The following is a 22,870-nucleotide window of genomic DNA, read 5'->3' on the forward strand; positions in this document are numbered from 1 at the left end:
GCCGGGCCAGCGGGGTGTTCCGGGCCCGGGCCACCGCCAACCGGCTGGCGGAGGACGGTTGGGACGTGACCGTCTTCACCGCGCCCCGGGAGTTCTTCGCGGAGCACCTGGGCGGGGCCAGCGACGAGACGCTGGAGGCCACCGTCGACCCCCGGGTACGGGTGGAGCGGGTCAAGCTGGGTGTGCACCACTGGGAGACGGACGTCCGCAGGTTCGGCTTCTTCCGGGGCATGTTCCCGAACGTCAGTGACCGGATCTACCAGGCCGGGCAGCAGAAGATCTTTCCCGAGCACTACCTCGGGTGGCTGCCCGGTCTGCTCCGCACCGCGCTCAAGCGGCACCTGCGGCGCCGCTACGACCTGGTGCTCGCCACCGGTAACCCGTTCGTCTCGTTCGTCGCGGCATGGGCGCTGGGCAGGATGCTCCGGATCCCGTACGTCGTCGACTACCGGGACGCCTGGACGTTCAACCAGTTCACCGAGGAGCTGATCTTCCCCGAGGGCAGCACCATGATGCGCTGGGAGGGGCGGGTGCTGCGCGGCGCCGCCGAGAGCGTCTTCGTCAACGACGGCATGCGGCAGTGGCACGCCGAGCGCTATCCGTTCGCCGCCGAGCGGATGAAGGTGGTGCCGAACGGCTGGGAGCCGGAGATCCTCGGCCGGGCGACCTTCCAGGCGCCGGAGCCGGACCGGCCGCTGCGGTTCGGCTATCTCGGCACGGTCACCAACCACATGCCGCTGGACGTGCTCTTCGCCGGCTGGCGGCTGGCGAAGGCGCATCCGCTGCTCGCCACCGCCTCCCTGGAGGTGCACGGCCACCTGGGCTTCTTCCCGCACAACATCGCGCCGCTGAAGGCCCGGATCGAGGAGGAGTCCGACCTGAACGTGCGCTACAGCGGCCCGTTCGGCAAGACCGAGGCCGCCGGGGTGTACGGCCGGACCGACGTGCTGGTCTTCTGTGTACCGGGTGCCCGGTACGTGACGTCCGGCAAGGTCTTCGAGTACATGGCGACCGGCAAGCCGGTGGTGTCGGTGCACATTCCGGAGATCGCCGCCACCGAGGTGCTCTCCGGCTATCCACTGTGGTTCGCCGGTAAGAAGCTGGACGCCGAGAGTGTTGCCCAGTCGCTGATCGCCGCCGCCAAGGCCGCCCGGGACCTGGACTCCGCCACGCACGAGGCTGCGGTCCGGCACGCCGAGACGTACACCCGGGCGGCGACGCTCGGCCCGTGGGAGGCCCGGCTGCGCCGGCTCGCGGAAGGGGCCCGCTGACCATGGCCTACTCGAACGTGGTGTACGTCGCGCTGGGCACGGAACGGATCCGGGCCGCGCGCTGGCACGTGAACCGGCTCGCCGAGACCGGCGCCCGGGTCACCCTGGTCGTCCCGAACCATCCACAGTGGAAGAACCCGAACACCCCGGCCGAGGTCACCGTGCGCAGGCTCGGGGCCCGGGAGCCCCGGAAGGCGTTGCGGGCGGCCCGCCGGCTGCTGCTCGGCCGGGGCGGTCCGCTGCGCGACGCCGACCTACTGGTGGTCGGCGACCCGGAGGCGCTGCCGGTGGCCTGGACCGCGCTGCGCAAACGGCCGGAGCTGGCCGTCCGGCTCGAACCGGCCGAGCAGCCGGAGCGGCGTACCGGACTGACCGACCTGGCGGTGGTCACCCCCTGGTACCCCTCACCCGAGGACGCCGACTCCGAGTTCGTCCCGTCGGCGCTGGCGGCGGTGGACCCGTCGATCGAGCGGATCTCGGTGCTGCACGCCGAGGAGTGGCGCTACCCACCACAGTCGGCCGTCGCACCGCACATCGACGTACTGGTCGAGCGGTTCGGTCCGAAGTGGACCCTTCCGGTGGTGACCGACCACCCTCGGGGCGAACTCACCCGGGTCGCGGTGCCGAATCCCGCCCAGTCCCGGGCGTTCGCCGAGCACGCCGAGGCGAACCTGCGGATGGTGCAGGCCGCGCTGCCCAGTGGCCGAATCGAGGCACCGCTGGTGCACGGGTACGGCGGGCTTGCCGGTGGACTGCCGGCCGTTCGGTTGGCCCGTCCGGATGCCCGGGTGGTGGTCTCCGAGCAGTCCGACCGGCTCGCCGAGCTGCTCGGCCAGCCCGCCGCGAAGAAGCTCTACGCCGAGGTGCTGGGCCGGGCCACCGCTCTGCTCTGCGTCAACCCGCAACTGCGTGACCTGGTCGCCGGCCAGTTCCCGCAGTACGCGGCGAAGCTGCACGTGCTGCCGTACCCGGTCGACCCGGACCGGTTCCCGCTCCGCCCGACCCCGCCCGGCGACCTGCTCCGCTGGCTCTACGTCGGCGAACTCCCCGACGAACGGGCGGTCCGGGCCCTGCTCTCCGGTTTCGCCCGCGCGGTGGGCGGCGAGCCGGAGGCGAGGCTGACCGTGGTCGGCACCCGGGCGATGGCCGGTACGGTCCGGGCCCGCGCCCGTGACCTGGACCTCGCGGACAAGGTCATGTTGCGCACCAGCGTGCCGGCGGAGGAATATCCGGCCCTGCTGCACGGGGCCGACCTGCTGGTGCACCTGGGCCGGCACGACACGTTCAGCCCGGTCGTGGCGGAGGCGGTCGTCACCGGGCTGCCGGTCTTCGCCACCCGCAGCCCGGGTGCCGAGGACGTGCTCGGCGCCGTCGAGCCGCTCGCCGGTCTGCTGGTCGAGCTGACCAACGACCCGAAGGTGGTCGTCGAGGGCTTCCGCGAGCTGCGCGAACGGCTCGGCACGCTGAACCCGGCGGCGGCCCGTGCCGCAGTGCTCGCCCGATTCGGCCGGGAGGGTGTGGCGGCGGCGCTCCGCGAGCACTACGGCCTCGACCCGGTCGCCGTACCGGAGCCGGTCGCCGCGACGGCTCCGGAGTCCGTCGACGCCGCAGCGGGGTCGACGGGCAGCACCCGCGCCGCCCAGGTCCCCGGCCCGGTGCCGAAGGACGCCGACCGGGTGGTCGTGGTGGCGATCAGCGCCGGCAACGTACGCCGGAGCAAGGCGTTCACCCACTCGGTGGTGGCCCGGGGCCTGCACGTCGACCTGATCACCGCCGACCCGGGCGCGGCGAACCGGGTGGGGCTGGGACACAGCGTCCGGATCCACCCGTTGGCCGCACACGAGGAGCGTCGCCCGATGCTCCGGGCGGAGCAGTTGCTGCTGCGCAAGGTGCCGGGCAAGTTCCTCGCGGTGGCCCGGGGCCGGACCCGGCGGATGTCGGCGCTCCGGCCGGAGTTGACGGTCGCCGTCGCCCAGTGGGCGCACAACCGGGCCGCGGGAGCCTTCCACCACAAGATCTTCAACCGTGGCTACCAGGTGTTCCGGCCGCTGGTGCTGTGGCGGATCGCCCGCCGGCAGACGGTGCCGAAGCTCGACCTGGGGCGTACCCGTCGGGTGGTGGTCTCCGGCGTCGACGGCGTGACCATCGGCTGGAAGCTGGCCCGCCGGCACCCGAAGCTGCCGGTGACCACGTCGCTGGCCTGGACCGACGACAAGAGTTGAGTACCGGCGGTGGTGGCTCCGCCGACCGGCGGAGCCACCACCCGGGGTTCGGCCGAAGGTGGCGCGGAGCCGCCGTCCGAGTGTGTTCGGAGGCGGCACCGCGCCGCCGTCCGAATGTGGTCGGAGGCGGCGCGGAGCCGTCGTCCGGGTTCGGTCAGAGGTCGTGCGGCGGGTTCTCCTTGTCCCGGGAGACCACCTGGCCCTTGACGTCGACCCAGCCGAGTGGGCGGGCCGGGTTGCCGGCCACCAACTGGTGCGGCTTGACGTCCTTGGTCACCACCGAGCCGGCGGCGATCATCGCGTACTCGCCGATCTCGACGCCGCAGACGATGGTGGCGTTCGCGCCGATCGAGGCACCCTTGCGTACCGTCGTCGGGGTGATCTGCCAGTCCGGGTTCTGGGCACGCGGCCGGAGGTCGTTGGTGAACACCGCGCACGGGCCGACGAAGACCTCGTCCTCGATCGTCACGCCCTGGTAGACGGAGACGTTGTTCTGGATCTTCACCAGGTCGCCGACCACGACGTTCGCGTCCACGTAGACGTTCCGCCCGATGATGCAGTTCGCGCCCACCTGGGCGGTGGAACGGACGTGGGCGAGGTGCCAGACCTTGGTGCCGTCGCCGATCCGCGCGCCCGCGTCGACCTCGGCCGAGGGGTGCACGAAGACCGTGTCGGGCAGGGCGGGAGGTTCGTTCGTCGCTGAAGTCACGGCTTCGGAGGATACGGGAGGACGCCCGAGGTGTCCGCGTTCGGGGCCGCGTCGCCACCGCCGGGGGACCACGCCCCGATCGCGCCGTGGACCGCCGGTCGCCGTCCCTGGGGCGGCGGTGGTCCGCCAGCAGCATCCGTCAGCGGTGGTCTGCCGGCAGCATCCGTCGTCGGTGATCCGAGTGTCAGCCCGGCGGGCGCAGCGGCGCCGCCGGCAGGTAGATCCGGTGCCGGCCGACCTGGGTCACCCCGACCGGCACGCCGGACCGGTGCCGCAGGGCCTGGAACGCGGCGTCCGCGACCGTGCCGGCCTCGAAGACGAAGGCCGGCCGCTCGGCGGCGCGGACCCGCCTCGGGTACGCCGGATAGCGGTCCTGCCCCGGCCGCAGGTTCTCGCCGAGCACCGCACACGCCACCCGTTCCCGGGTGACGAACACCAGCCGGTTGCAGGTCCAGTACTCGGCGTAGACAGCGGTGACGCCGGCCCGCTCCAGCGTACGGGCGAGCTCCCGCTGCTGCCGCTCCTCGGCCCGGATCGTGCCGATCTCGCCGACCAGGTGTGCACTGGTGCCGAAGAGCAGCACCACCAGCAGGGCGAGTACGGCGCTGGCCAGCACCCCGGCGACCCGGGTCAGCGGGCCGGCGGCGAGCCGCCCCGACCAGCGGGCGACCAGCCAGAGCGGCCAGAGTACGGCGGGCAGCGAGATCTGCAGGATCGACAGGTACCGGGCGCTGGCCAGTGGTGCACTGCCGGCGAGTGAACTGCGGGCGTACGCGGCGATGGTGAGCGCGGCGCCGAGCACCAGGGCGAGCTGGGTGGCGTACCCGATCCGGGCGGCCCGGACCGCGCCGCTGTCCGGCGGACCGGTTGCTGCGGATCGTCGGCCGGCCCGGACCAGCCCGAGCACCGCCAGCACCCCGGCGGCGAGCAGCAGGGCCAGGTAGAACACGCCCCACGACATCTCCACGGCGTCGCAGCGTTCCGGCCGGCAGAGCCCGCCGGCCAGCGGGATGCCGACCAGCAGCGCGCCGTGCAGCCGGGTGCTGCCCGGGGTCGACGGGACCTCGCCCTCGCTGACCTGGCGCAGCACGGAGATCGAGTCCTGCCCGGCCGGTGCGGTCAGGTTGTCGACGACCAGTGGTGCGACGCCGAGCAGGAACCCGGCGACCAGCACGACGCCGGCCCAGCCGAGCAGGTCACGCCAACAGCCCACCAGCAGCACCCCGAAGGCGACCGCCAGATAGGGCAGGACCAGCCAGTCGTCCCAGACGCAGAGCCCGGTGACCAGGCCGAAGAGACCGAACGCCCAGAGCCGGTGCCGGCTGCGCCGCTGACCGAGGGCGAGCGCGATCAGCAGCAGTCCGAGTACCGCCGGCTTGACCTCCGGGCGTCCGCCGACGGCGGTGATCTGGTCCCGGACCACCCGTTCGCCGCCGAGCGCGAGTATCCCGACGGTGAAGGTGGCCAGCCAGGGGGAGTAGAGCCGGCGGGTGAGCCGGTACGCCAGGTAGAGGAAGGCGGCGTACAGGAACAGCAGCGGGATCCGCAGCGTGGTCCAGCCGGCACCGAAGAGCAGGAACAGCGGTGCGGCGAGATAGCTCTGCACGGTGCCCATGTAGTGCTGGCCGTAGAGGAAGACCGGCAGTTCGCGGCCCTGCGCGATGTGCAGCGCGACCAGCCCGAAGGTCGCCTCGTCACTGTTCGAGCCGGGCACCGTCAGCAGGATCAGCGCCAGCCGGTAGCCCAGGCCGAGCAGGCCGAACCCGAGCGCGAGCACGCCCGGTCGGTCGAGCGAACGCACCAGCCGGCCCCCGCGCGGCACCGCCACCGACACTCCCCGCGCCACCGTGGCCGTACCGCCCGCCTCGAAGTCTCGCACAGCGCTCCGCGCCCGGCGCCCGGATCCGCCCAGGTCCGGTCGGTGTACCCGGTCCGGCAGCCCGGTTCGGGGGATCTTCCCGGCGGGTTAGTTGATCTGTCTCGTAGCCGGACCGGAAGCTCTGTGGCAGGGTGTCAAGGTGTCGCTGATACCCGCCGGTCCGGCGCCCGCGCCCCGGCTGCACCGGGCGGCCCGCATCGAGGACGCGGTGCACCAGTTCATCGAGCGTCGGCTGGGGCAGGGCGGATGGGATGTCACGATCATCCCGTACGCCGGCTACGGTGCCCCGGGCTGGATCCGGGTGCTCGGCCGGGTGCTGCTGACCCGGCTCCGCCACCGTCCCCGTCGCCGCCCCGAGAAGGTACGCGGCTGGCGCAGCTTCGCCACCCTGCCGGTGCAGCACGCGCCGGTGGTGATCGAGGCGGGTGGCCGACGGCACGAGGCTCGGGCCGACCGGAGCGGCTTCATCGACCTCGTGGTCGAGGCGGACCTGGCGCCCGGCTGGCAGAGCGTACGGCTGGCCAGTCCCGGCGCCGAGCCGGTCGACGCGCCGGTCCGGATCGTCGACCCGGCACTGCGGATCGGGGTCCTCTCCGACATCGACGACACGGTGATGGTCACCGCGCTGCCCCGGCCGCTGCTGGCCGCGTGGAACACCTTCGTGCTGGACGAGCACGCCCGGATGGCCGTACCCGGAATGGCGGTGCTGTACGAGCGCCTGGTCAACGCGCACCCCGGCGCCCCGGTGCTCTATCTCTCCACCGGTGCCTGGAACGTGGCGCCGACGCTGACCCGGTTCCTGTCCCGGCACCTCTATCCGGCCGGCCCGCTGCTGCTGACGAACTGGGGGCCGACGGCGGACCGGTGGTTCCGCAGCGGCCGGGAGCACAAGCGGGCCACCCTGAAGCGGCTGGTCCGGGAGTTCCCGGAGGTCCGGTGGCTGCTGATCGGCGACGACGGCCAGCACGACCAGGAGATCTACGCCGAGTTCGCCGCCGAGCACCCGGACAACGTGGCCGGGGTGCTGATCCGTCGGCTCTCCCCGACCCAGGCGGTGCTGGCGGGTGGTTTTCCCGCTCCGGCCGGCGCCACCGACGGCAGTACCCCGGCCGCCGGCCTGCTCGGCGAGCGCTGGTTCTGTGCGCCCGACGGCGCCGGTCTGTGGCGGCTGCTGCGGGAGGCGAACCTAGTCTGACCGGCGGCGATCGCGTCGCCCCCGGGCGATCTCGGTGCCGAGGGCGTCGAGGCGCTGCGTCCAGAATCCCCGGTAGCGTTCCAGCCACCTGTCGATCTCCTGGAGCGGGGTGGGATCGACCGCGTAGAGCCGCCGGGTGCCGGCGGCGCGTACGGTGGTGAAGCCGTTCTCCCGGAGCACCCGCAGGTGTTGCGAGACGCCCGGCTGGGAGATCCCGAACTCCGCCTGGATCACGGCGCTGACGTCGCCGGCCGACCGCTCGCCGTCGGCGAGCAGTTCCAGGATCCGCCGCCGGACGGGATCGCCGAGAACGTCGAACGCGTGCACGTCGCCATCCTTTCAGCGTTCACTTATATAACCAGAGTCTAACGTCAATCCGGAGGTCGGTCCGGACGACCCTACCGGCCCGGTGCCGGCCCCCACCGGGCCGCCGGCCCCGATAGCCGGCCACCGGTCCCGGTGCTGCGGCCCGCCCCCGACGGCGGGCGAGCCACCGGTCGAGGCGGTGCGGCACGGTGCTGGCGGCGGGCGGACCACCGGTCGGGGCGGTGCGGCAGGGTGCTGGTAGACAGGTGCGATGCGGCTCCGCCTGATCCAGATCGACGCCTTCGCCGACCGGGTGTTCCAGGGCAACCCGGCGGCCGTGATGCCCCTGCCCGGCTGGCTGCCGGACACCGTCCTGCAAGCCGTCGCCGAGGAGAACAATCTCTCCGAGACCGCGTTCTACACCTCGGAACTGCCGTCCGACGCCGCCCCGCCACCCGGTGACGATCCCGCCTACCACCTGCGCTGGTTCACCCCCGCCGTCGAGGTGGACCTGTGCGGGCACGCGACGCTGGCCACCGCCGGGCAGCTCTTCGACGACGTCCACCCGGGAGCCCGCCGGCTGCTCTTCTGGACCCGCAGCGGTTGGCTGCCGGTCACCCGGGCCGACCGGGACGGCGAACTGGAGCTGGACTTCCCGGCCGGTCGACTGCGGGCCGTACCGGACGACGACGAGGTCTCCCGCACCGCCGTGGCCGCGCTCGGCATCGACCCCGAACAGCGGTTCGCCGACACCGACCTGGTCTACGTGGTCCGGACCGCCGCCGAGGTGCGGGCCGTCGCGGCGGACTTCACCGTAATGGCCCGACTGCCGGTACGCGGCGCGATCGTCACCGCGCCCGGCGACACCGACGGGGTGGACTTCGTCAGCCGGTGGTTCGGCGCCGGTGCTGGCGCGTTCGAGGACCCGGTGACCGGTTCGGCACACAGCCAGATCGCGCCCTACTGGGCGGAGCGCCTCGGTCGGCCGGTGTTGACCGCCCGGCAGCTCTCGGCCCGGGGTGGCACGGTGCACTGCGTGCTCGACGGCGACCGGGTACTGCTGCGCGGCAGCTACCGCCGCTACCTCGACGGCACCGTCACACTTCCCGAACCGGCACGGTAGCGGCCCGCCGGCCCGGTGTACCCGGCCCGGTTCAGTGGCCGCGGAACGCCTCTTCCAGCCACCAGGCGCCGTGCTCGCTGGTGACCTTCGCGTCGACCACCAGCGGCCGGTCCCGGGGGCCGACCAGCCAGTCCCGTACCGGGCCGAGGTCGTCGACGGTGCGTACGGTCAGCGCGGCGCAGCCGTAGCCCCTTGCGATCGAGGCGAGGTCGGTGTCGGGGAACCGGACCAGGTCCAGCGGGTGGCCGTCCGGGCCGAAGTGGTGCACCTCGGCGCCGTACGCCGCGTCGTCGTAGACCACCACCAGCAGCGGCAGGGCGAGCCGGACGGCGGTGACGAGTTCGGCCGCCGACATCAGGAACCCGCCGTCGCCGAGCGCCGCCACGGTGAGCCGGTCCGGCCGGGCCACCGCGGCGCCGAGTGCACTGGCCAGACCCAGCCCGATCGACTGGAACGCCTGGGTGAAGCAGAAGCCGAGCACGTCGGGTACGGAGAGGAACATCGACGGATAGCCCATGAAGTTGCCGGAGTCGACCGCCACGGTCCGCTCGGCCGGCAGCAGGTCGTCCAGGGCGATGCTCAACGTACGCGGGTCGATCCGCCCGGCGACACTGTTGTCCGAATAGGACACGTCCCGCCAGCGCCCCTCGGCGGCGATGCGTCGGCGCAGTTCCTCAGTGCGCTGGGTGCCGACCGGCCGGCCCACGCCCGGTTCCTTGTCCAGCCAGCGCGACGCGTACCGGGCGACCCGGGCGACGTCGCCGGAGACGTACACGTCGACCCGGGGATGCGGGTCGGACGCGACCGGCGCCTCGTCGACCTGGACCACGGTGGCCGTCGGCGAGATCAGCCGGCCGTGCCGGGTCGTCCACATGTTCAGCGTGCTGCCCCAGGCGACCACCAGGTCGGCCGCGCCGATCAGTTCGGCGGCGAGCGGGGTGGCGAACCCGCCCGAGACGTCGAGATACCACGGGTCGCCGACGAAGAGTCCCTTCGCGGCGGCCGAGACCGCCAGCAGCGCGGCACACTCGTCGGCCAGCCGGACCAGCGGCTCCCGCGCGTCCCGGGCGCCGCGTCCGGCCACGAAGACCGGACGCTGGGCGGCGGTCAGCGCCCGGACCAGCGGCTCGACGTCGGGAACCCAGGCGGCGGGGGCACGGCCCGGCTCGATCGGGCCGGTCCACGGCGCCATCTCCCGGGACTGCACGTCCAGCGGCAACCCCAGCACCACCGTCGTGCCCGAGGCCGCCCGCCGGTACGCGGCCTCGACGTCCACCACCACGTGCTCGGGGCGTACGGGCTGGTAGTGCAGGCCGAGCGCGGTGGCGGTGTGCGGCAGGTCGATGAAGAAGTTCGACAGTGGTGCCGTCGCCTCCGGGGCCAGCACCAGCATCGGCGTCCGGCTCTTGGCCGCCTCGACGATCCCGGTCAACGCGTTGGTGACCCCCGGCCCCTGGTGCACCGAGAGCACCCCGACCGACCCCGACGTACGCGCGTAGCCGTCCGCCATGCTCGCCGCGCCGCCCTCGTGCGCGGCGGCCACGAACCGGGCACCCGCCGCGACCAGGCTGTTCGTGACGTGGAAGTTGCCGCTGCCCACCACCCCGAATACGTGCCGCACTCCGAGCGCGGCGAGTACCCGACCGACCACCTCGGCGACCCGCATGCCGTCCCGCCCGTCCCGTCGCCCCTGTCCGCCCCGACTTCCCGCCGCTACCGCTCGACCAGGGCGAGTACCCGGCACGGGCTGCCCGAGCCGCCGACGATCGGCAGCGGCCCGGCGACCACCACCGCGCCGGTCGGCGGAAGCTGCGCCAGGTTGCGGAGCTGGGTGAGGCCGTACTTGTCGGCGCCGAGCAGGAACGAGTGGCAGGGGAACGGCGGGTCGAACGAGTGCGCGCCGCCCGCGTCGGTGCCGACGGTCTCGACGCCGACCCCCTGGACCGAGGACTCCTCGGCCAGCCACTTGGCGCAGGCGGGCGAGATCCCGGGGGTACGGCCCGCGTTGGCGTACCGCTGCGCGTCGTCCCCGTACGCGTCCCAGCCGGTCCGGTAGAGCAGCCAGCCGCCGGCCGGCAACGGCCCGTGCTCGGCCTCCCAGGCCCGGACGTGTTCGACCTCCAGCAGGAAGTCGGGGTCGGCGGCGGCCTCCGCGGTGTGGTCGAGTACCACCGCCGGGGCGACGAGCCGGCTCGCCGGCACCTGCGAGACGTCGTCGCCGTGCTGACCGCTGACCCAGTGCACCGGCGCGTCGAAGTGCGTACCGGTGTGCTCGCCGGTGGTGAAGTTGTTCCAGTACCACGCCGGGCCGCGCTCGTCGTACCGGCTGATCTCGCTCAGTCCGAACGGGACGGTCTGGCCGAACGGCTCGGGGAGGTTCAGGATCGGCGTCTGCGCCGAGAGCGGGGCGGTGAGGTCCACGACCTCGACCCGGCCGGTGGCGAGCGCGGCAACAAGATCTTGCAGCACGGTCATGGCGAGAACCTACCGGAGTTTGCGGTGAACCGGACCCGCGCGATCGGTCAGGAGATCGCCCCCGCCCGGCGGTCCACCGGGCAGGGCCGCGCGGAGTTGTTACCGGGACGCCGTACGGCCGCCCGGGGGAGTCGCGGACGGACCGGCGACCACCCCCGGACGGGCCGTCACCGGTCGGTGGCCTCCGCCGTGCCGACCCGGACCCGTGCCTCGTCGACCCGGATCTGCGTCCTGGCGTCCCGGCCGGTCATTGCCACGACGACGAGTAGACCCGCGGTACGCCGCAGTAGCCGATCGGCCGGCTCGACACCGCCGAGGCCCGGCAGACCTGCACGACCAGGGTGTCGACGCCGGTCGACGGCTGGCGGGGGCCGAGCCGGAAGGTGAACTTGACGATGTCGTTGTCCACCTTCTCCGCTGCCTGGGCGATCAGTGTGCCCCGGCCGTAGGCGTAGAAGGTGACGATGCTGTGCAGCCCGTCGTCGACACAGATCGGGCCGGGGTCGCGCTCGTACGGTCGGTCGGCGAGGGTGCCGGTGACGTCGACCGAGCCGAGCCCGGGGGGTGCGGTGACCGGCAACCAGTCGAGGGTGCCTTCGGTGGCGCCGTACCGGCAGGTGTCGCCGCTGTCGGCGGCGAACGGTTGCGGGGCGAGGCGGGTGTCGCCGCCGGTCCCGGCCAGTGCGGGGGCGGAGAGGACGGTGCCGACCGCGAGCAGGGCGGTGGCGAGGACGACGGCCGAGCGGCGGATCGATCGGGGCATGGCTGTCACTCCTGATCGGACGGACGGTGCTGGACGGTTGCGGTGGCGGTGGCCGGGCGGCGGGTCACGGTGCCGGGGTGAGCGGTCCACGGACCGGGCGGGTGGGCGCCAGGCGCGCGGACTCCGGCCGGACGTGCTCCCGCCCGGTCAGCCATCCGAAACACATTGTCACACGTCTATTTAATAACTTCGGCTGCCGCTCGGAACCCCAGTTGCCGGACGGAGTGCCGCGAGGTTGACCTCAACCAAGGTCGAGATCCGATCCTGGTCACATGACCGCCACTCCGGAGCACACCGGAACCCCGCAGCACCGCCCCGGTCCGGGCCGCGCCACCACTCCAGGCCGCGCCGACCGACCGTCCGGCGACGGTACGCCGAAAGGCCCGCTCTGGGTACTCCTGCTCGCCTCCACCCTGACCGTGCTGGCCGGGGCGGTACTGGCGCCCGTGGTCGAACTGCTCCGGTCGGACCTGGGGATCAGCACGGGCGCGGCCGGACTGGTGCTGACCGCGCACGGGCTGTCGCTGGCCCTCGTCGGTCCCCTGGTCGGCCGGGCGATCGACCGCTGGGGCGTACCCGGACCGCTCGCCGCCGGACTCGTCCTGTACGGCCTGGCCGGTGGCGCCGGCCTGCTGATCGACGACTACGTCCCACTGCTCGCCAGCCGACTGGTGTTCGGGATCGGCGCCGCCGCCGTCTTCGCCGGCACCACCCTCGGACTGCTCGACCTGGCCGAGGGGCCGGCCCGGGACCGGATGATGGGCTGGCGCACCACCGCGATCAGCCTCGGCGGGGTGCTCTGGCCGCTGCTCGGCGGTGCCCTGGGGGCGATCTCCTGGCAGGCGCCGTTCGCCGTCTACCTGCTCGGCGTTCCGCTCGGCCTGGTCACCCTCCGAGTACTGTCCACATCGGAGCACGACCGGCGCCGACGGACCACCGGCCCGACCCGACCGGCTTCCCTCCCGCGCCCGGTGAACCCGCCTACCGCCCGGAAAGCGTCGGCCCCCTCCGTCCCCGGCCACGGTACGCCGGTCCGCCCCGAACCACCGTCGCTCTGGCGCTCCGGACTGCTCGGCAGCTACGGGCTCCAGGCGATGGCCACCGCGCTGCTCTACGGGGTACTGGTGTTCCTACCGCCGCGCCTGGCCGAGGTCGGCGTCCGGGACAGCTTCCGGGTCGCGCTCTTCGGCGCGCTGCTCTCCCTGGTGATGAGCCTGACCGGGCTCCGCTTCGCCTGGTTCCGCGCCCGGTTCGGCGGGTCGGGTCTGCTGCGCCTCGCCTTCGGCGCCTGGACGGTGGCGCTGCTGGTCTTCGCGCTCGGCACGTCGCCGATCGTGCTGCTGGTCGCCCCGGTCGTCTTCGGATTCGGCATGGGACTGACCCTGCCGGTCCTGACGGTGCTGGTCGCCGAACAGGCCCCGCCCGGTCGGCGCGGGCAGGCGACCGCACTGCTCGGCACCGCCACCTTCGCCAGCCAGTTCGCCTCGCCGCTGCTGTTCGGCCCGGTCGAGGCCGCCACCTCGGCGAGCGGGGTCTTCCTGGTCGCCTCCGCCCTCGCCGCGCTGAGCCTGCTGGCGGTGATCGCCGCCGGGCCACGCCTCGGTGCCCGCCGTCCTCGGTAGCCCGGACGACGGCAGGTCGGCGTACCCGGCTCCTACCCCTGAATGGCGGGAATGACCAACTCCAGTGCACACCACCACATCGCGGCGACCGTCACCACGATGAAGGCGACGATGTAGGTCTCGTACCACCGGTAGAAGTTGCCCAGCGTCGGTGGCGCCCGGAAGTCCGGGTGCAGGACGTCCGACAACAGTTGGCACTCTTCGTTGCGGTAGTCGAGCCAGGTCAGTACGCCGACGATCACCACCAGGACGGTGAAGGCGGCGACGACGGTCACCAGCCACAGCAGAGCGATGATGCCGGCCCGAGCGGTCGCCGGCGGCACACCCCAGTCCCGGTGGCCGACGAAGATCGCCAACGCCGCGCCGACCAGTGTGGTGGCGAGCGCCTGGTAGATCCCGAGAAAACGGTGCACGTTCTCGTTGGCGGCCTGGATCTGTTGCAGGATGTACCGGTACCGCTCCAGGTGGAACTCGAGCTGGACGGCGTCGTCCTGCGGCTCCCGGCCCTGGTACGCCTCCCGGGACCAGCGCTCGCCGGTCTGCCGGGCGCGACGTCGGAGGCCCCCGCCCCGCGAATTCGGCAGCCGTCCCAAGTTGACCGACCGAGCTGACCGGTTCATCCGCCGACCGCCGCTGTCACCTGCGCGGACCCGCGATCTGGACGCTGTAGCCGGACCATCTCGATGCGCTCGGCACCGCCCCCGACCAGCGGTACGGGGCACCGGTCGTCGCCGTCCTCGTCCAGGTGCATCGGTTCCATCAGATCGAGCAGCTCACCGAGATCGACGTTCCACATCTCCGCGATGGTGCGGACCACGATGCCGACTGAACCGAAATTGCCACTGTCCGACCACCAACCGCGAGCGTTCCACTTTGTGCCCTGCGGATCTGGGTCGGGGAAACGTTCGTCCTTCGGGCGCGGCAGAATCTCTTCCGGATACAGCCACTCCGAGTAGAGACTGACGACCAGGCAGTCCTGGGGGATCAGCAGTTCGCCACCGCCGTAGGAGACGAACCACGGGGTGTCGTCCGGCCGGTAGTGCACGTAGAACCCACCGCCAACCAGGAGGACACAGTCGCGGCCGGTCAGCCAGCCGCGCAGGCCCGCCTCGTCGAGCGCCGTGCCGTTCGACAGCGCACAGGGCAGTCGTGGCGCCACCGCCCCCAGCGCCCTGGCCAGGTTTCCGATCACCTGCCGCTGTGTCGATCCCATCCGTGAACTGCGGCTCACTCGTTCGGCCTGTGACTCGGCCCACCCGGTGAGCTGCTCGGGGTTGGCGTTCGGAAACGACCGCAGCCGGTCCGCGGTGAGAGGACTGCCGACGAAGACGCCCATCGTCTCCCGGAGAGTGTCGGACTGAAGGCCACCCACGTAGATGTGCGACTCGCAGCCCACCCACCATCCCGCTCCTCCGGTCCCCTCCCACATCGAGGTCATCATCGCCCTGCCAATCACCTCCCCCCGCTCGTCACGGATCTTCTCGGCCCGTTCGACGAACCGCTGACGGTAGACCTCAAGGCTGAGCCGGTGTCCGTAGCTGTCGTCGGGGCGTTGGTAGACGCGTTCGAACAGTTCCGAGTCCGAGATCGTCACCCAGTCGTCCGCGTTGACCAAGCGGACCGGCACCGGGTCGTCGGGACCCTGCACGTCGATGTGTACCCGGGCCAGCGCGCACATCGGCAACACCATCGCGTGCAGGCACTCGGTGTAGGTGAGTCGTTGGCTCGTGGTGCGGAACAGACCGTCGGCGGAGCGTGGGTCCGCTCGCAGACGGGCTCGTACCACGGTTCCGGGCTGGCGGAGCCATTCGGTGCGTTCGGCCGCCCGCAGCAGTGGTCGGACCGACACACCGTTGGCGAACTCCAGCACGTGGGTGTCGCGTGCGGCCTCCTCCAGCGCCAGACTACGGACGCTCACCTGGTCGGCGATCATAAAAGTGGAGAAGAAGCCGATACCGAAGCGACCGGTCGGCTGGAATCCGCTCAGTTCCGGATACTCGGTCAGCGAGTCGGCGGACCGCCACCGGGAGAATCCGAAGTCGGTCAGCGCCGATACCATGGTGTCCGGCAGCATCCCGATGCCTTGGTCGGCAACCGTCAGCCACCAGGAGCCGCCCTCCTCGGCGAGGATGACGGTGACGGTGCCGGGCGGTGTGCCTTCCCGGGCGGATCGAGCCAGCGTCGCATCGGAGGCGTTGGCGACCAACTCCCGCAGGGCCACGTCCGGCCGCTTTCCGTACAGCTTCTCGCCGCCGAGATTGCCCACGACCTTGTCGACGTCGGTGACCCTGATCCGTGCGTCGATGGGGCGCCACCGATCGGTCTGCAGGTATCCGGCGAGGCGGTCGGGCGCGTCGGCACCAGCGACCGAACGGGCACGGAAGCGGTGGCGCTTGAGGTCGGCGCAGAGCGCGTCGACCCGGCGCAACTCGCCGTCGATCATCTGGATCGTCTCGTAGGCCAGCCACCAGGCGGGTGCCTCGGCACCGGCGAACCGTCGGGTCGAGGTGTACACGAGCCGGTCGTCGTCCAGTTGCGGACGGGTCAAACGTTCCTGGAAGACCCAGTGGTCCTCGGCCACCCCGCTGGGCCGCCGGAACGCGTGCACGTAGCTCGGCGCCCTACGGCTGTCGATGTGTGCGGCGTCGGCCAGACGCAGGATGCAGGCGATCTTCAGCCGGTCCACGGTCCACGCCGGTGGATGGTCGGGACGGGAGCCCTGCACCCGGTCCAGTTCGTGCAGTCGCCCGACGTCCCACCAGTGACTCTCGGCGATTTCGCCGATCATACTGCCGTAGTCGAGTCGGAGACTGAGATCGGGCAGGAGGTAGTTGTCACTGCCGTCCGAGCCGATGAAGGGCGTTCTCAGTAGCTGCGGGGCTCGTTCGGCATGCCGCCGCCGCAGCAGTTCGACGAGCGCCTGCTTCTGGGCGACCGCAGCCACCTCCGCCGAATCCGCGGCCGGTTCCAGGTGCTGCAACCGCTCGGTCTCGATGGCAAGGAGACCGGGGTAGGCGGGATCGGCGATCACCTGTTCCACGCCGCCGGGATAGGCGCACAGCCCCATTCCGAGGTCGTGCATCAGGAAGGCGCCGCCGAGCACAAACGCCTCGGCGGGATTGAGCGGATAGTCGTCGCCACAGACTATCGACGCGGTGTCCCACAGGGCGTCGATGTGCGCGATGGAGTGGTCGGTGAACATCGGCATCGACAGCACGATCTCGTTGGCAAGCGGAGCCACCTGCGCTCGGAACTGTTGGTACGCGGCCCGCAGGGCCGCCCGCTGTGTCGCCCAGCAGTCCCCGGGGATCTCACCGAGCGTTCGACGCCACAACGGCGACTGCTCGTAGGACACCTGATCCGAGGCGTTGGTCATGAGGAAGTCTCCCCTGAACACCATGTGCGCTGACGGCTGCGGCCGATTCTCGAACGGCGCGTACCGAGGACAAGGGCAACCGGTTCGGCCTGCACCGGCTACCGATCCGGCACCACCGACAGAACGATGCCTTTCCCGGGTTCCTCCTTCTGGCGCCACTGCCGTCGGGTGGCCAAGGCGTTCCGCAGGCCCGACCCGAGACACCGGGCAGTCGGCGCGCTTGGACCACGGATCGTACTGACGGACATGATCTGGATCACGTTCGAGTCGGAAATCGGACGCCTCGCCCGCGCCGAGCCGGGTGTGACCGACTGACGCCTCGCCCGCGCTCAGCCGGGGCGGAGCCAGAGTACGCCGAGCGGCGGCACCCGCAGCGCCACCGAGGCCGGCAACCCGTGCCACGGCTGGTCCTCGGCGGTGACCGCGCCGAGGTTGCCGACCCCCGACCCGCCGTAGCAGTCCGCGTCGGTGTTCAGGATCTCGGACCAGCGGCCGGCCAGCGGCAGCCCGATCCGGTAGCCCTCGTGCGGCAGCGCGGCGAAGTTCGCCACGCAGGCCAGCGGGGACCCGTCGGCGGCGATCCGGAGAAAGGCGACGGTGTTGTTCGCCGAGTCGTCCGAGACGATCCACCGGAAGCCGGCCGGTACGGTGTCCTGGGACCAGAGCGCCGGATGCTCCCGGTAGCCACGGTTGAGGTCGCGGAGCAGCCGCTGCACGCCGGCCCGGCCGGGGTCGTCCAGCAGGTGCCAGTCCAGCCCCCGGGTCTCGCTCCACTCCCGGTCGTCGCCGAGTTCACAGCCCATGAAGAGCAGTTGCTTGCCCGGATGCGCCCACATGTACGCCAGCAGTGCCCGTACGCCGGCCAGTTTGCGCCACTGGTCGCCGGGCATCCTGCCGAGCAGCGAGCCCTTGCCGTGCACCACCTCGTCGTGGCTGATCGGCAGCACGTAGTTCTCGCTCCAGGCGTACACCAGGGAGAAGGTCAGCTCGTTGTGGTGGTGCTGCCGGTAGATCGGGTCCTTGCCGAGGTAGTTCAGGGTGTCGTGCATCCAGCCCATGTTCCACTTGAAGCCGAAGCCCAGCCCGCCGGAGTCGGTCGACCGGGTCACCCCCGGCCAGGCGGTGGACTCCTCGGCCACCATCAGCACACCCGGATGCTTCCGGTAGACGGTCGCGTCGACCTCCTGGAGCAGGGCGATCGCCTCCAGGTTCTCCCGACCGCCGTGCTCGTTCGGCAGCCACTCGCCGTCGTTGCGGGAGTAGTCGAGATAGAGCATCGAGGCGACCGCGTCCACCCGCAGACCGTCCACATGGAACTCTTCGCACCAGTAGAGGGCGTTCGCCACCAGGAAGTTGCGGACCTCGGGACGACCGTAGTCGAAGACGTACGTGCCCCAGTCCGGGTGCTCGCCCCGGCGCGGGTCGGGATGCTCGTAGAGCGGCGTGCCGTCGAACCGGGCCAGCGCCCAGTCGTCCCGGGGGAAGTGTGCCGGCACCCAGTCCAGCAGCACCCCGATCCCGGCGGCGTGCAGCCGGTCGACCAGGTGGCGGAAGTCGTCCGGGTCGCCGAACCGGGACGTCGGGGCGTAGTAGCCGGTCACCTGGTAGCCCCAGGAACCGCCGAACGGGTGCTCCATCACCGGCATGAACTCCACGTGTGTGAAACCCATGTCGAGGACGTACCCGGTGAGCTGCTCGGCCAGCTCCCGGTAGGACAGGCCCGGCCGCCACGAGCCGAGGTGCACCTCGTACACGCTGATCGGCTCCTGGTGCGGCTGCCGGCGGGCCCGCCGGGCCAGCCAGTCGGCGTCCGACCACTCGTAGCCGGACCCGTCCACCACCGAGGCGGTGGCGGGCGGCACCTCGGTACGCCGGGCCAGCGGATCCGCCTTGTCCCGCCACTGCCCGTCCCGGGACAGGATCCGGAACTTGTACCGCTGCCCGACCGCCGCCTCCGGGACGAAGATCTCCCACACTCCGCTGCGCCCGAGCGAGCGCATCGGCCAGCCCTCGTGCGCGCCCCAGCCGGTGAAGTCGCCGACCACCCGCACACCCCGGGCGTTCGGCGCCCAGACCGCGAACGCCACCCCGCCACCGTCGGCGGGCCGGGCGCCGAGCGCCGTCCAGAGCCGCTCGTGCCGGCCCTCGGCGATCAGGTGCAGGTCGAGTTCGCCGACGGTCGGCGGATACCGGTACGGGTCGTCGCGCGGCTCGCCGCCGTCCACCACCACCCGGTAGTCCAGCACCGTGCCGGGCACCGCCGCCGCGAAGACCCCCTCGTCGTGCACCCGTTGCATGGGCTGGCGTTCCCCGCCGACCAGCAGCTCCACCGTGCCGGCGCCCCGGCGCAGCGTACGGATCACCGTCCGCTCGCCGTCCGGATGCGCGCCGAGCAGCGCGTGCGGGTCGTGTGCCGTACCGGTGATCAGCTCGTCCATCCCTGGCCCTCCGGTCCGGCGACGTTGTCGGTGCGCGCGATCTCCATGTCGGCATCCGGCGAGTCGCCGTGCCGGTGCACCGTGAAGACGTGTGCGGGGGAGAGGAACGGGTCGAGCCGTACGGCGTTGTGCTGCCCCCAGTCGTAGCGGGCGCCGGTCAGCTCGTCGTGCACGGTGAACCGCTCGTGCCAGTCGAAGCCGAGCGCCGGCATGTCCAGCACCGTGTTGCCCCACTGCACCTGGCCGGGGTCGACCGAGCAGACCACCAGCACCGTGTTGCCGGTCAGCTCGTCCCGTTTCGACCAGCAGAGCAGCGCCGGGTTGTCGATCTCGTGGAAGACCAGGTTGCGCAGCCAGTGCAGGGCCGGATTGTCCCGCCGGATGGTGTTGAGCCGGGCCAGGAACGGCGCCAGCGACCGTCCCTCCGCCTCGGCCGCCGCCCAGTCCCGGGGCCGCAGCTCGAACTTCTCGTTGTCGAGGTACTCCTCGGCGCCGGGCCGGGCCACGTGCTCGAACAGTTCGTAGCCGGCGTAGATGCCCCAGGACGGCGAGAGCAGGCTGGCCAGGACCGCGCGAATCTTGAACATCGGCGGCCCGCAGTGCTGGAGGTGCTCGGGCAGGATGTCCGGGGTGTTCGGCCAGAAGTTCGGCCGCATGTGGTCGGCCGCGCCCACCAGCTCGGTGCAGTATTCGCGCAGCTCCGCCGGACTGGTCCGCCAGGCGAAGTAGGTGTACGACTGGGTGAAGCCGATCTTGCCGAGCCCGTGCATCACCGCCGGTCGGGTGAACGCCTCGGCCAGGAACAGCACGTCCGGGTCGTGCCGCTTGACCTCCCAGATCAGCCAGTGCCAGAAGTCGAACGGCTTGGTGTGCGGGTTGTCCACCCGGAAGATCCTGACGCCCAGCCCCACCCAGTGCAGCACCACCCGGAGCACCTCGGCCCGGATCCCGTCCGGGTCGTTGTCGAAGTTGACCGGGTAGATGTCCTGGTATTTCTTCGGCGGGTTCTCCGCGTACGCGATCGACCCGTCCGCCCGGGTGGTGAACCACTCCGGGTGCGCGGTCACCCACGGATGGTCCGGGGCGGCCTGCAACGCCAGGTCCATCGCCACCTCCAGCCCGACCTCCCCGGCGGCGGCGACGAACGCCCGGAAGTCGTCGACCGTACCCAGGTCGGGGTGGATCGTGTCGTGCCCGCCCTCGGCCGCGCCGATCGCCCACGGCGAGCCGACGTCGTCCGGGCCGGCGACCAGGGTGTTGTTCCGGCCCTTGCGGTTGACCCGGCCGATCGGGTGGATCGGCGGCAGGTAGAGCACGTCGAAGCCCATCGCGGCAACCCCGGGGAGCCGCCCGGCGGCGGTGCGGAACGTCCCGGACCGGGCCGGCTGCCCGTCGCCCGCCAGCACCGCCCCCTCGGAGCGCGGGAAGAACTCGTACCAGGCGGAGAAGAGCGCCCTCGGCCGGTCCACCCAGATCGGCTGCTCCGGCGCGCTGGTCAGCAGCGTCCGGACCGGGTACGCCCAGAGCAGGTCGGCCAGGTCGAGCGCGGGAGAGACCCGCTCCGCGAGCCGCCGGTCACCGTCGCGCAGCGCGGCAGCGGCCTCCCGGACCCGGTCGCGCTCCTTTTCGGGTACGCCGTTGGCGGCCCGGTCCAGCAGTTCCGCGCCCTCGGTCAGGTCGTTGGCCAGCTCGGTCGGCCCCTGCCCGGCGTCGACCTTCTTGACGACGGCGTCCCGCCAGCTCAGGTAGGGATCCTCGAACGCCTGCACGGTGAAGCTCCACTCGCCCACCGCGTCCGGCCGGATGCCGGCGTGCCACCGGTCGTCGAAGTACGGACCGGGCCGCATCCGGACCACCGGCCGGGGTACGCCGTCCGGGTCGCGCCAGGCGACCTGGCAGCCCATCGCCGCGTGCCCCTCCCGGTACGACCGCGCGCTCACCGGCACCAGCTCACCGACCACGGCCTTGGCCGGGTACCGACCGCCCGCCACGGACGGCGTCACGTCTTCGATCGGGATCCGTCCACTCACCCTGCCCAACCTACTGTGAATGATCGACCCCCGCCCGTCGGACATGTCACGGCCGCGCGGGTGTCGCCCCGTGATCCGGCAACTTCCGGCCGGGCTCGGACATGGCACGGCCGGGCACGGGTGTCGCCCCGTGATCCGGTGACTTCCGGCCGGGCCTGGCAGGCCGAACTCTTCCGGATCATGGGCGGGCGGCGGGGTCAGGCGGTGGTGAGGGTGGAGCGGTAGACGGCCAGGGTCTGGGCGGCGATGGTGTCCCAGGAGAAGTGTTCGACCGCCCGGCGCCGGCCGGCCCGCCCCAGTTCGACCGCGCGCCTCGGGTCGTCCAGCAGTTCGGTGATCGCGTCGGCCAGGTCGGCCACGAAACGCTCCGGGTCGAGCGGGGTACCGGTGCCGTCGCCGGCCTGGCTGATCGGCACCAGCAGCCCGGTCGAGCCGTCCGCGACCACCTCGGGGATGCCGCCGGTCGCGGTGGCGACGACCGCCGTCTCGCAGGCCATCGCCTCCAGGTTGACGATGCCCATCGGCTCGTAGACGGACGGGCAGACGAAGACGGTGCTGTGGCTGAGGATCTGGATCACCTCGGGCTTGGGCAGCATCTCGGCCACCCAGACCACGCCCTCCCGACTGCCCCGCAGTTCGGTGACGAGTTCCTCCACCTCGGCGGCGATCTCCGCCGTGTCCGGGGCACCGGCCAGCAGCACGAGTTGGGCCTCGGGCGGCAGTCGGCGGGCGGCCCGGAGCAGGTACGGCAGCCCCTTCTGCCGGGTGATCCGGCCGACGTACGTCACGCTGGGCCGGGCGGGGTCGATGCCGAGCCGGTCCAGCACGTCGGTGCCGGAGTCGGGAGAATACTGGTGGGTGTCGATGCCGTTGTGCACCACCCGTACCCGCTCCGGCGAGACCGCCGGATAGGCGGCCAGCAGGTCCCGCATCATCCCGGCGGAAACCGCGATCACCGCGTCGGCGGCCTCCAGCGCGGTCCGTTCGCACCAGGACGAGAGCGCGTAGCCGCCGCCGAGCTGCTCGGCCTTCCACGGCCGCAGCGGTTCCAGGCTGTGCACGGTCACCACGTGCGGCACCCCGTGCAGCAACTTGGCGACGTGACCGGCGAGGTTGGCGTACCAGGTGTGGCTGTGCACCACGTCCGTGCCGGCGGTACCGGCGGCCATCGCCAGATCCACCCCCATGGTGCGCAGCGCGGCGTTCGCGTGCGCCAGTTCCGCCGGTTCGGGGTACGCGGTGACGCCCGGCTCGGCGTACGGGGGCTGGCGGGGTGCGCCGAAGCAGTGCACCCGGGTGTCGGCGCGGGAACGCAGTTCGCGGGCGAGGTATTCGACGTGCACCCCGGCGCCGCCGTACACCTCCGGCGGGTACTCCCGGGTCAGCAGGTCGACCCGGAGCCGCCGGTCGTCGGGCACGGATTCGCTCACAGCCGGCACCCTAGTGCAGCCCGCCATGATC

At 72.1% G+C, this 22,870-nt stretch carries 16 protein-coding genes; 5 read left to right on the plus strand and 11 right to left on the minus strand.

Annotation, left to right across the window (positions count from 1 at the left end; all coding sequences use genetic code 11):
* Positions 1-14 precede the first annotated feature (14 nt).
* Positions 15-1,271: a glycosyltransferase gene (locus Pen02_RS32725; protein WP_239141677.1), complete on the plus strand. Its 1,257-nt coding sequence runs from the start codon at positions 15-17 to the stop codon at positions 1,269-1,271.
* A gap of 2 nt (positions 1,272-1,273) precedes the next feature.
* Positions 1,274-3,493, plus strand: a complete 2,220-nt coding sequence (locus Pen02_RS32730; protein ID WP_203870009.1) for a glycosyltransferase — start codon at positions 1,274-1,276, stop codon at positions 3,491-3,493.
* 154 nt (positions 3,494-3,647) lie between these two features.
* Here Pen02_RS32730 and Pen02_RS32735 read toward each other — a convergent pair whose 3' ends face one another.
* Together Pen02_RS32735 and Pen02_RS32740 are read right to left on the minus strand one after the other, a co-directional pair.
* On the minus strand, positions 3,648-4,202 hold the full coding sequence (locus Pen02_RS32735; RefSeq protein WP_239141679.1) for an acyltransferase: 555 nt from the start codon (positions 4,200-4,202) through the stop codon (positions 3,648-3,650).
* A gap of 184 nt (positions 4,203-4,386) precedes the next feature.
* Positions 4,387-6,036 carry a glycosyltransferase family protein gene (locus Pen02_RS32740; RefSeq protein WP_203870139.1) on the minus strand — a complete coding sequence of 550 codons (1,650 nt, stop codon included), beginning with the start codon at positions 6,034-6,036 and terminating at the stop codon, positions 4,387-4,389.
* Positions 6,037-6,220: 184 nt separating this feature from the next.
* Here Pen02_RS32740 and Pen02_RS32745 point away from each other — a divergent pair, with 184 nt between their 5' ends.
* Positions 6,221-7,276, plus strand: a complete 1,056-nt coding sequence (locus tag Pen02_RS32745) for an App1 family protein phosphatidate phosphatase (RefSeq protein WP_372445712.1) — start codon at positions 6,221-6,223, stop codon at positions 7,274-7,276.
* Here the strand turns inward: Pen02_RS32745 and Pen02_RS32750 are convergent.
* Positions 7,268-7,603, minus strand: a complete 336-nt coding sequence (locus tag Pen02_RS32750) for an ArsR/SmtB family transcription factor (RefSeq protein ID WP_203870010.1) — start codon at positions 7,601-7,603, stop codon at positions 7,268-7,270. The genes Pen02_RS32745 and Pen02_RS32750 overlap by 9 nt on opposite strands.
* Before the next feature lie 250 nt (positions 7,604-7,853).
* Between Pen02_RS32750 and Pen02_RS32755 the strand changes: the two genes are divergently transcribed.
* Positions 7,854-8,705 carry a PhzF family phenazine biosynthesis protein gene (locus tag Pen02_RS32755; protein ID WP_203870011.1) on the plus strand — a complete coding sequence of 284 codons (852 nt, stop codon included), beginning with the start codon at positions 7,854-7,856 and terminating at the stop codon, positions 8,703-8,705.
* 31 nt (positions 8,706-8,736) lie between these two features.
* Here Pen02_RS32755 and Pen02_RS32760 read toward each other — a convergent pair whose 3' ends face one another.
* From Pen02_RS32760 to Pen02_RS32770, 3 genes are all read right to left on the minus strand, one after another.
* A complete protein-coding gene (locus Pen02_RS32760) occupies positions 8,737-10,371 on the minus strand; it encodes a thiamine pyrophosphate-binding protein (protein WP_203870012.1) in 1,635 nt (544 codons plus the stop codon).
* A 47-nt stretch (positions 10,372-10,418) separates the two neighbouring features.
* Complete coding sequence (locus tag Pen02_RS32765) at positions 10,419-11,180, minus strand: cyclase family protein (protein WP_203870013.1); 762 nt, start codon at positions 11,178-11,180, stop codon at positions 10,419-10,421.
* A 247-nt stretch (positions 11,181-11,427) separates the two neighbouring features.
* Positions 11,428-11,943 carry a hypothetical protein gene (locus Pen02_RS32770; protein ID WP_203870014.1) on the minus strand — a complete coding sequence of 172 codons (516 nt, stop codon included), beginning with the start codon at positions 11,941-11,943 and terminating at the stop codon, positions 11,428-11,430.
* Between the two features lie 272 nt (positions 11,944-12,215).
* Here Pen02_RS32770 and Pen02_RS32775 point away from each other — a divergent pair, with 272 nt between their 5' ends.
* On the plus strand, positions 12,216-13,565 hold the full coding sequence (locus Pen02_RS32775) for an MFS transporter (RefSeq protein WP_203870015.1): 1,350 nt from the start codon (positions 12,216-12,218) through the stop codon (positions 13,563-13,565).
* 32 nt (positions 13,566-13,597) lie between these two features.
* Here Pen02_RS32775 and Pen02_RS32780 read toward each other — a convergent pair whose 3' ends face one another.
* The 5 genes from Pen02_RS32780 to glgA form a co-directional block, all read right to left on the minus strand.
* Positions 13,598-14,158, minus strand: a complete 561-nt coding sequence (locus tag Pen02_RS32780; protein ID WP_203870016.1) for a hypothetical protein — start codon at positions 14,156-14,158, stop codon at positions 13,598-13,600.
* A gap of 23 nt (positions 14,159-14,181) precedes the next feature.
* Entirely contained in the window at positions 14,182-16,941 is a 2,760-nt protein-coding gene (locus Pen02_RS32785) for an HD domain-containing protein (RefSeq protein WP_203870017.1), read from the minus strand.
* A 329-nt stretch (positions 16,942-17,270) separates the two neighbouring features.
* A complete protein-coding gene (glgB, locus tag Pen02_RS32790; RefSeq protein WP_203870018.1) occupies positions 17,271-19,379 on the minus strand; it encodes a 1,4-alpha-glucan branching protein GlgB in 2,109 nt (702 codons plus the stop codon).
* Positions 19,367-21,409, minus strand: coding sequence for an alpha-1,4-glucan--maltose-1-phosphate maltosyltransferase (locus tag Pen02_RS32795; RefSeq protein WP_203870019.1), 2,043 nt, complete (start codon positions 21,407-21,409; stop codon positions 19,367-19,369). Before Pen02_RS32795 ends, glgB begins: the two co-directional genes overlap by 13 nt.
* Positions 21,410-21,606: 197 nt before the next feature.
* Positions 21,607-22,839 carry a glycogen synthase gene (gene glgA / locus Pen02_RS32800; protein ID WP_239141683.1) on the minus strand — a complete coding sequence of 411 codons (1,233 nt, stop codon included), beginning with the start codon at positions 22,837-22,839 and terminating at the stop codon, positions 21,607-21,609.
* Between the last annotated feature and the right edge of the window lie 31 nt (positions 22,840-22,870).

Origin of the sequence: Plantactinospora endophytica (genome assembly GCF_016862915.1) — a bacterium.
Taxonomy (GTDB): domain Bacteria; phylum Actinomycetota; class Actinomycetes; order Mycobacteriales; family Micromonosporaceae; genus Plantactinospora; species Plantactinospora endophytica.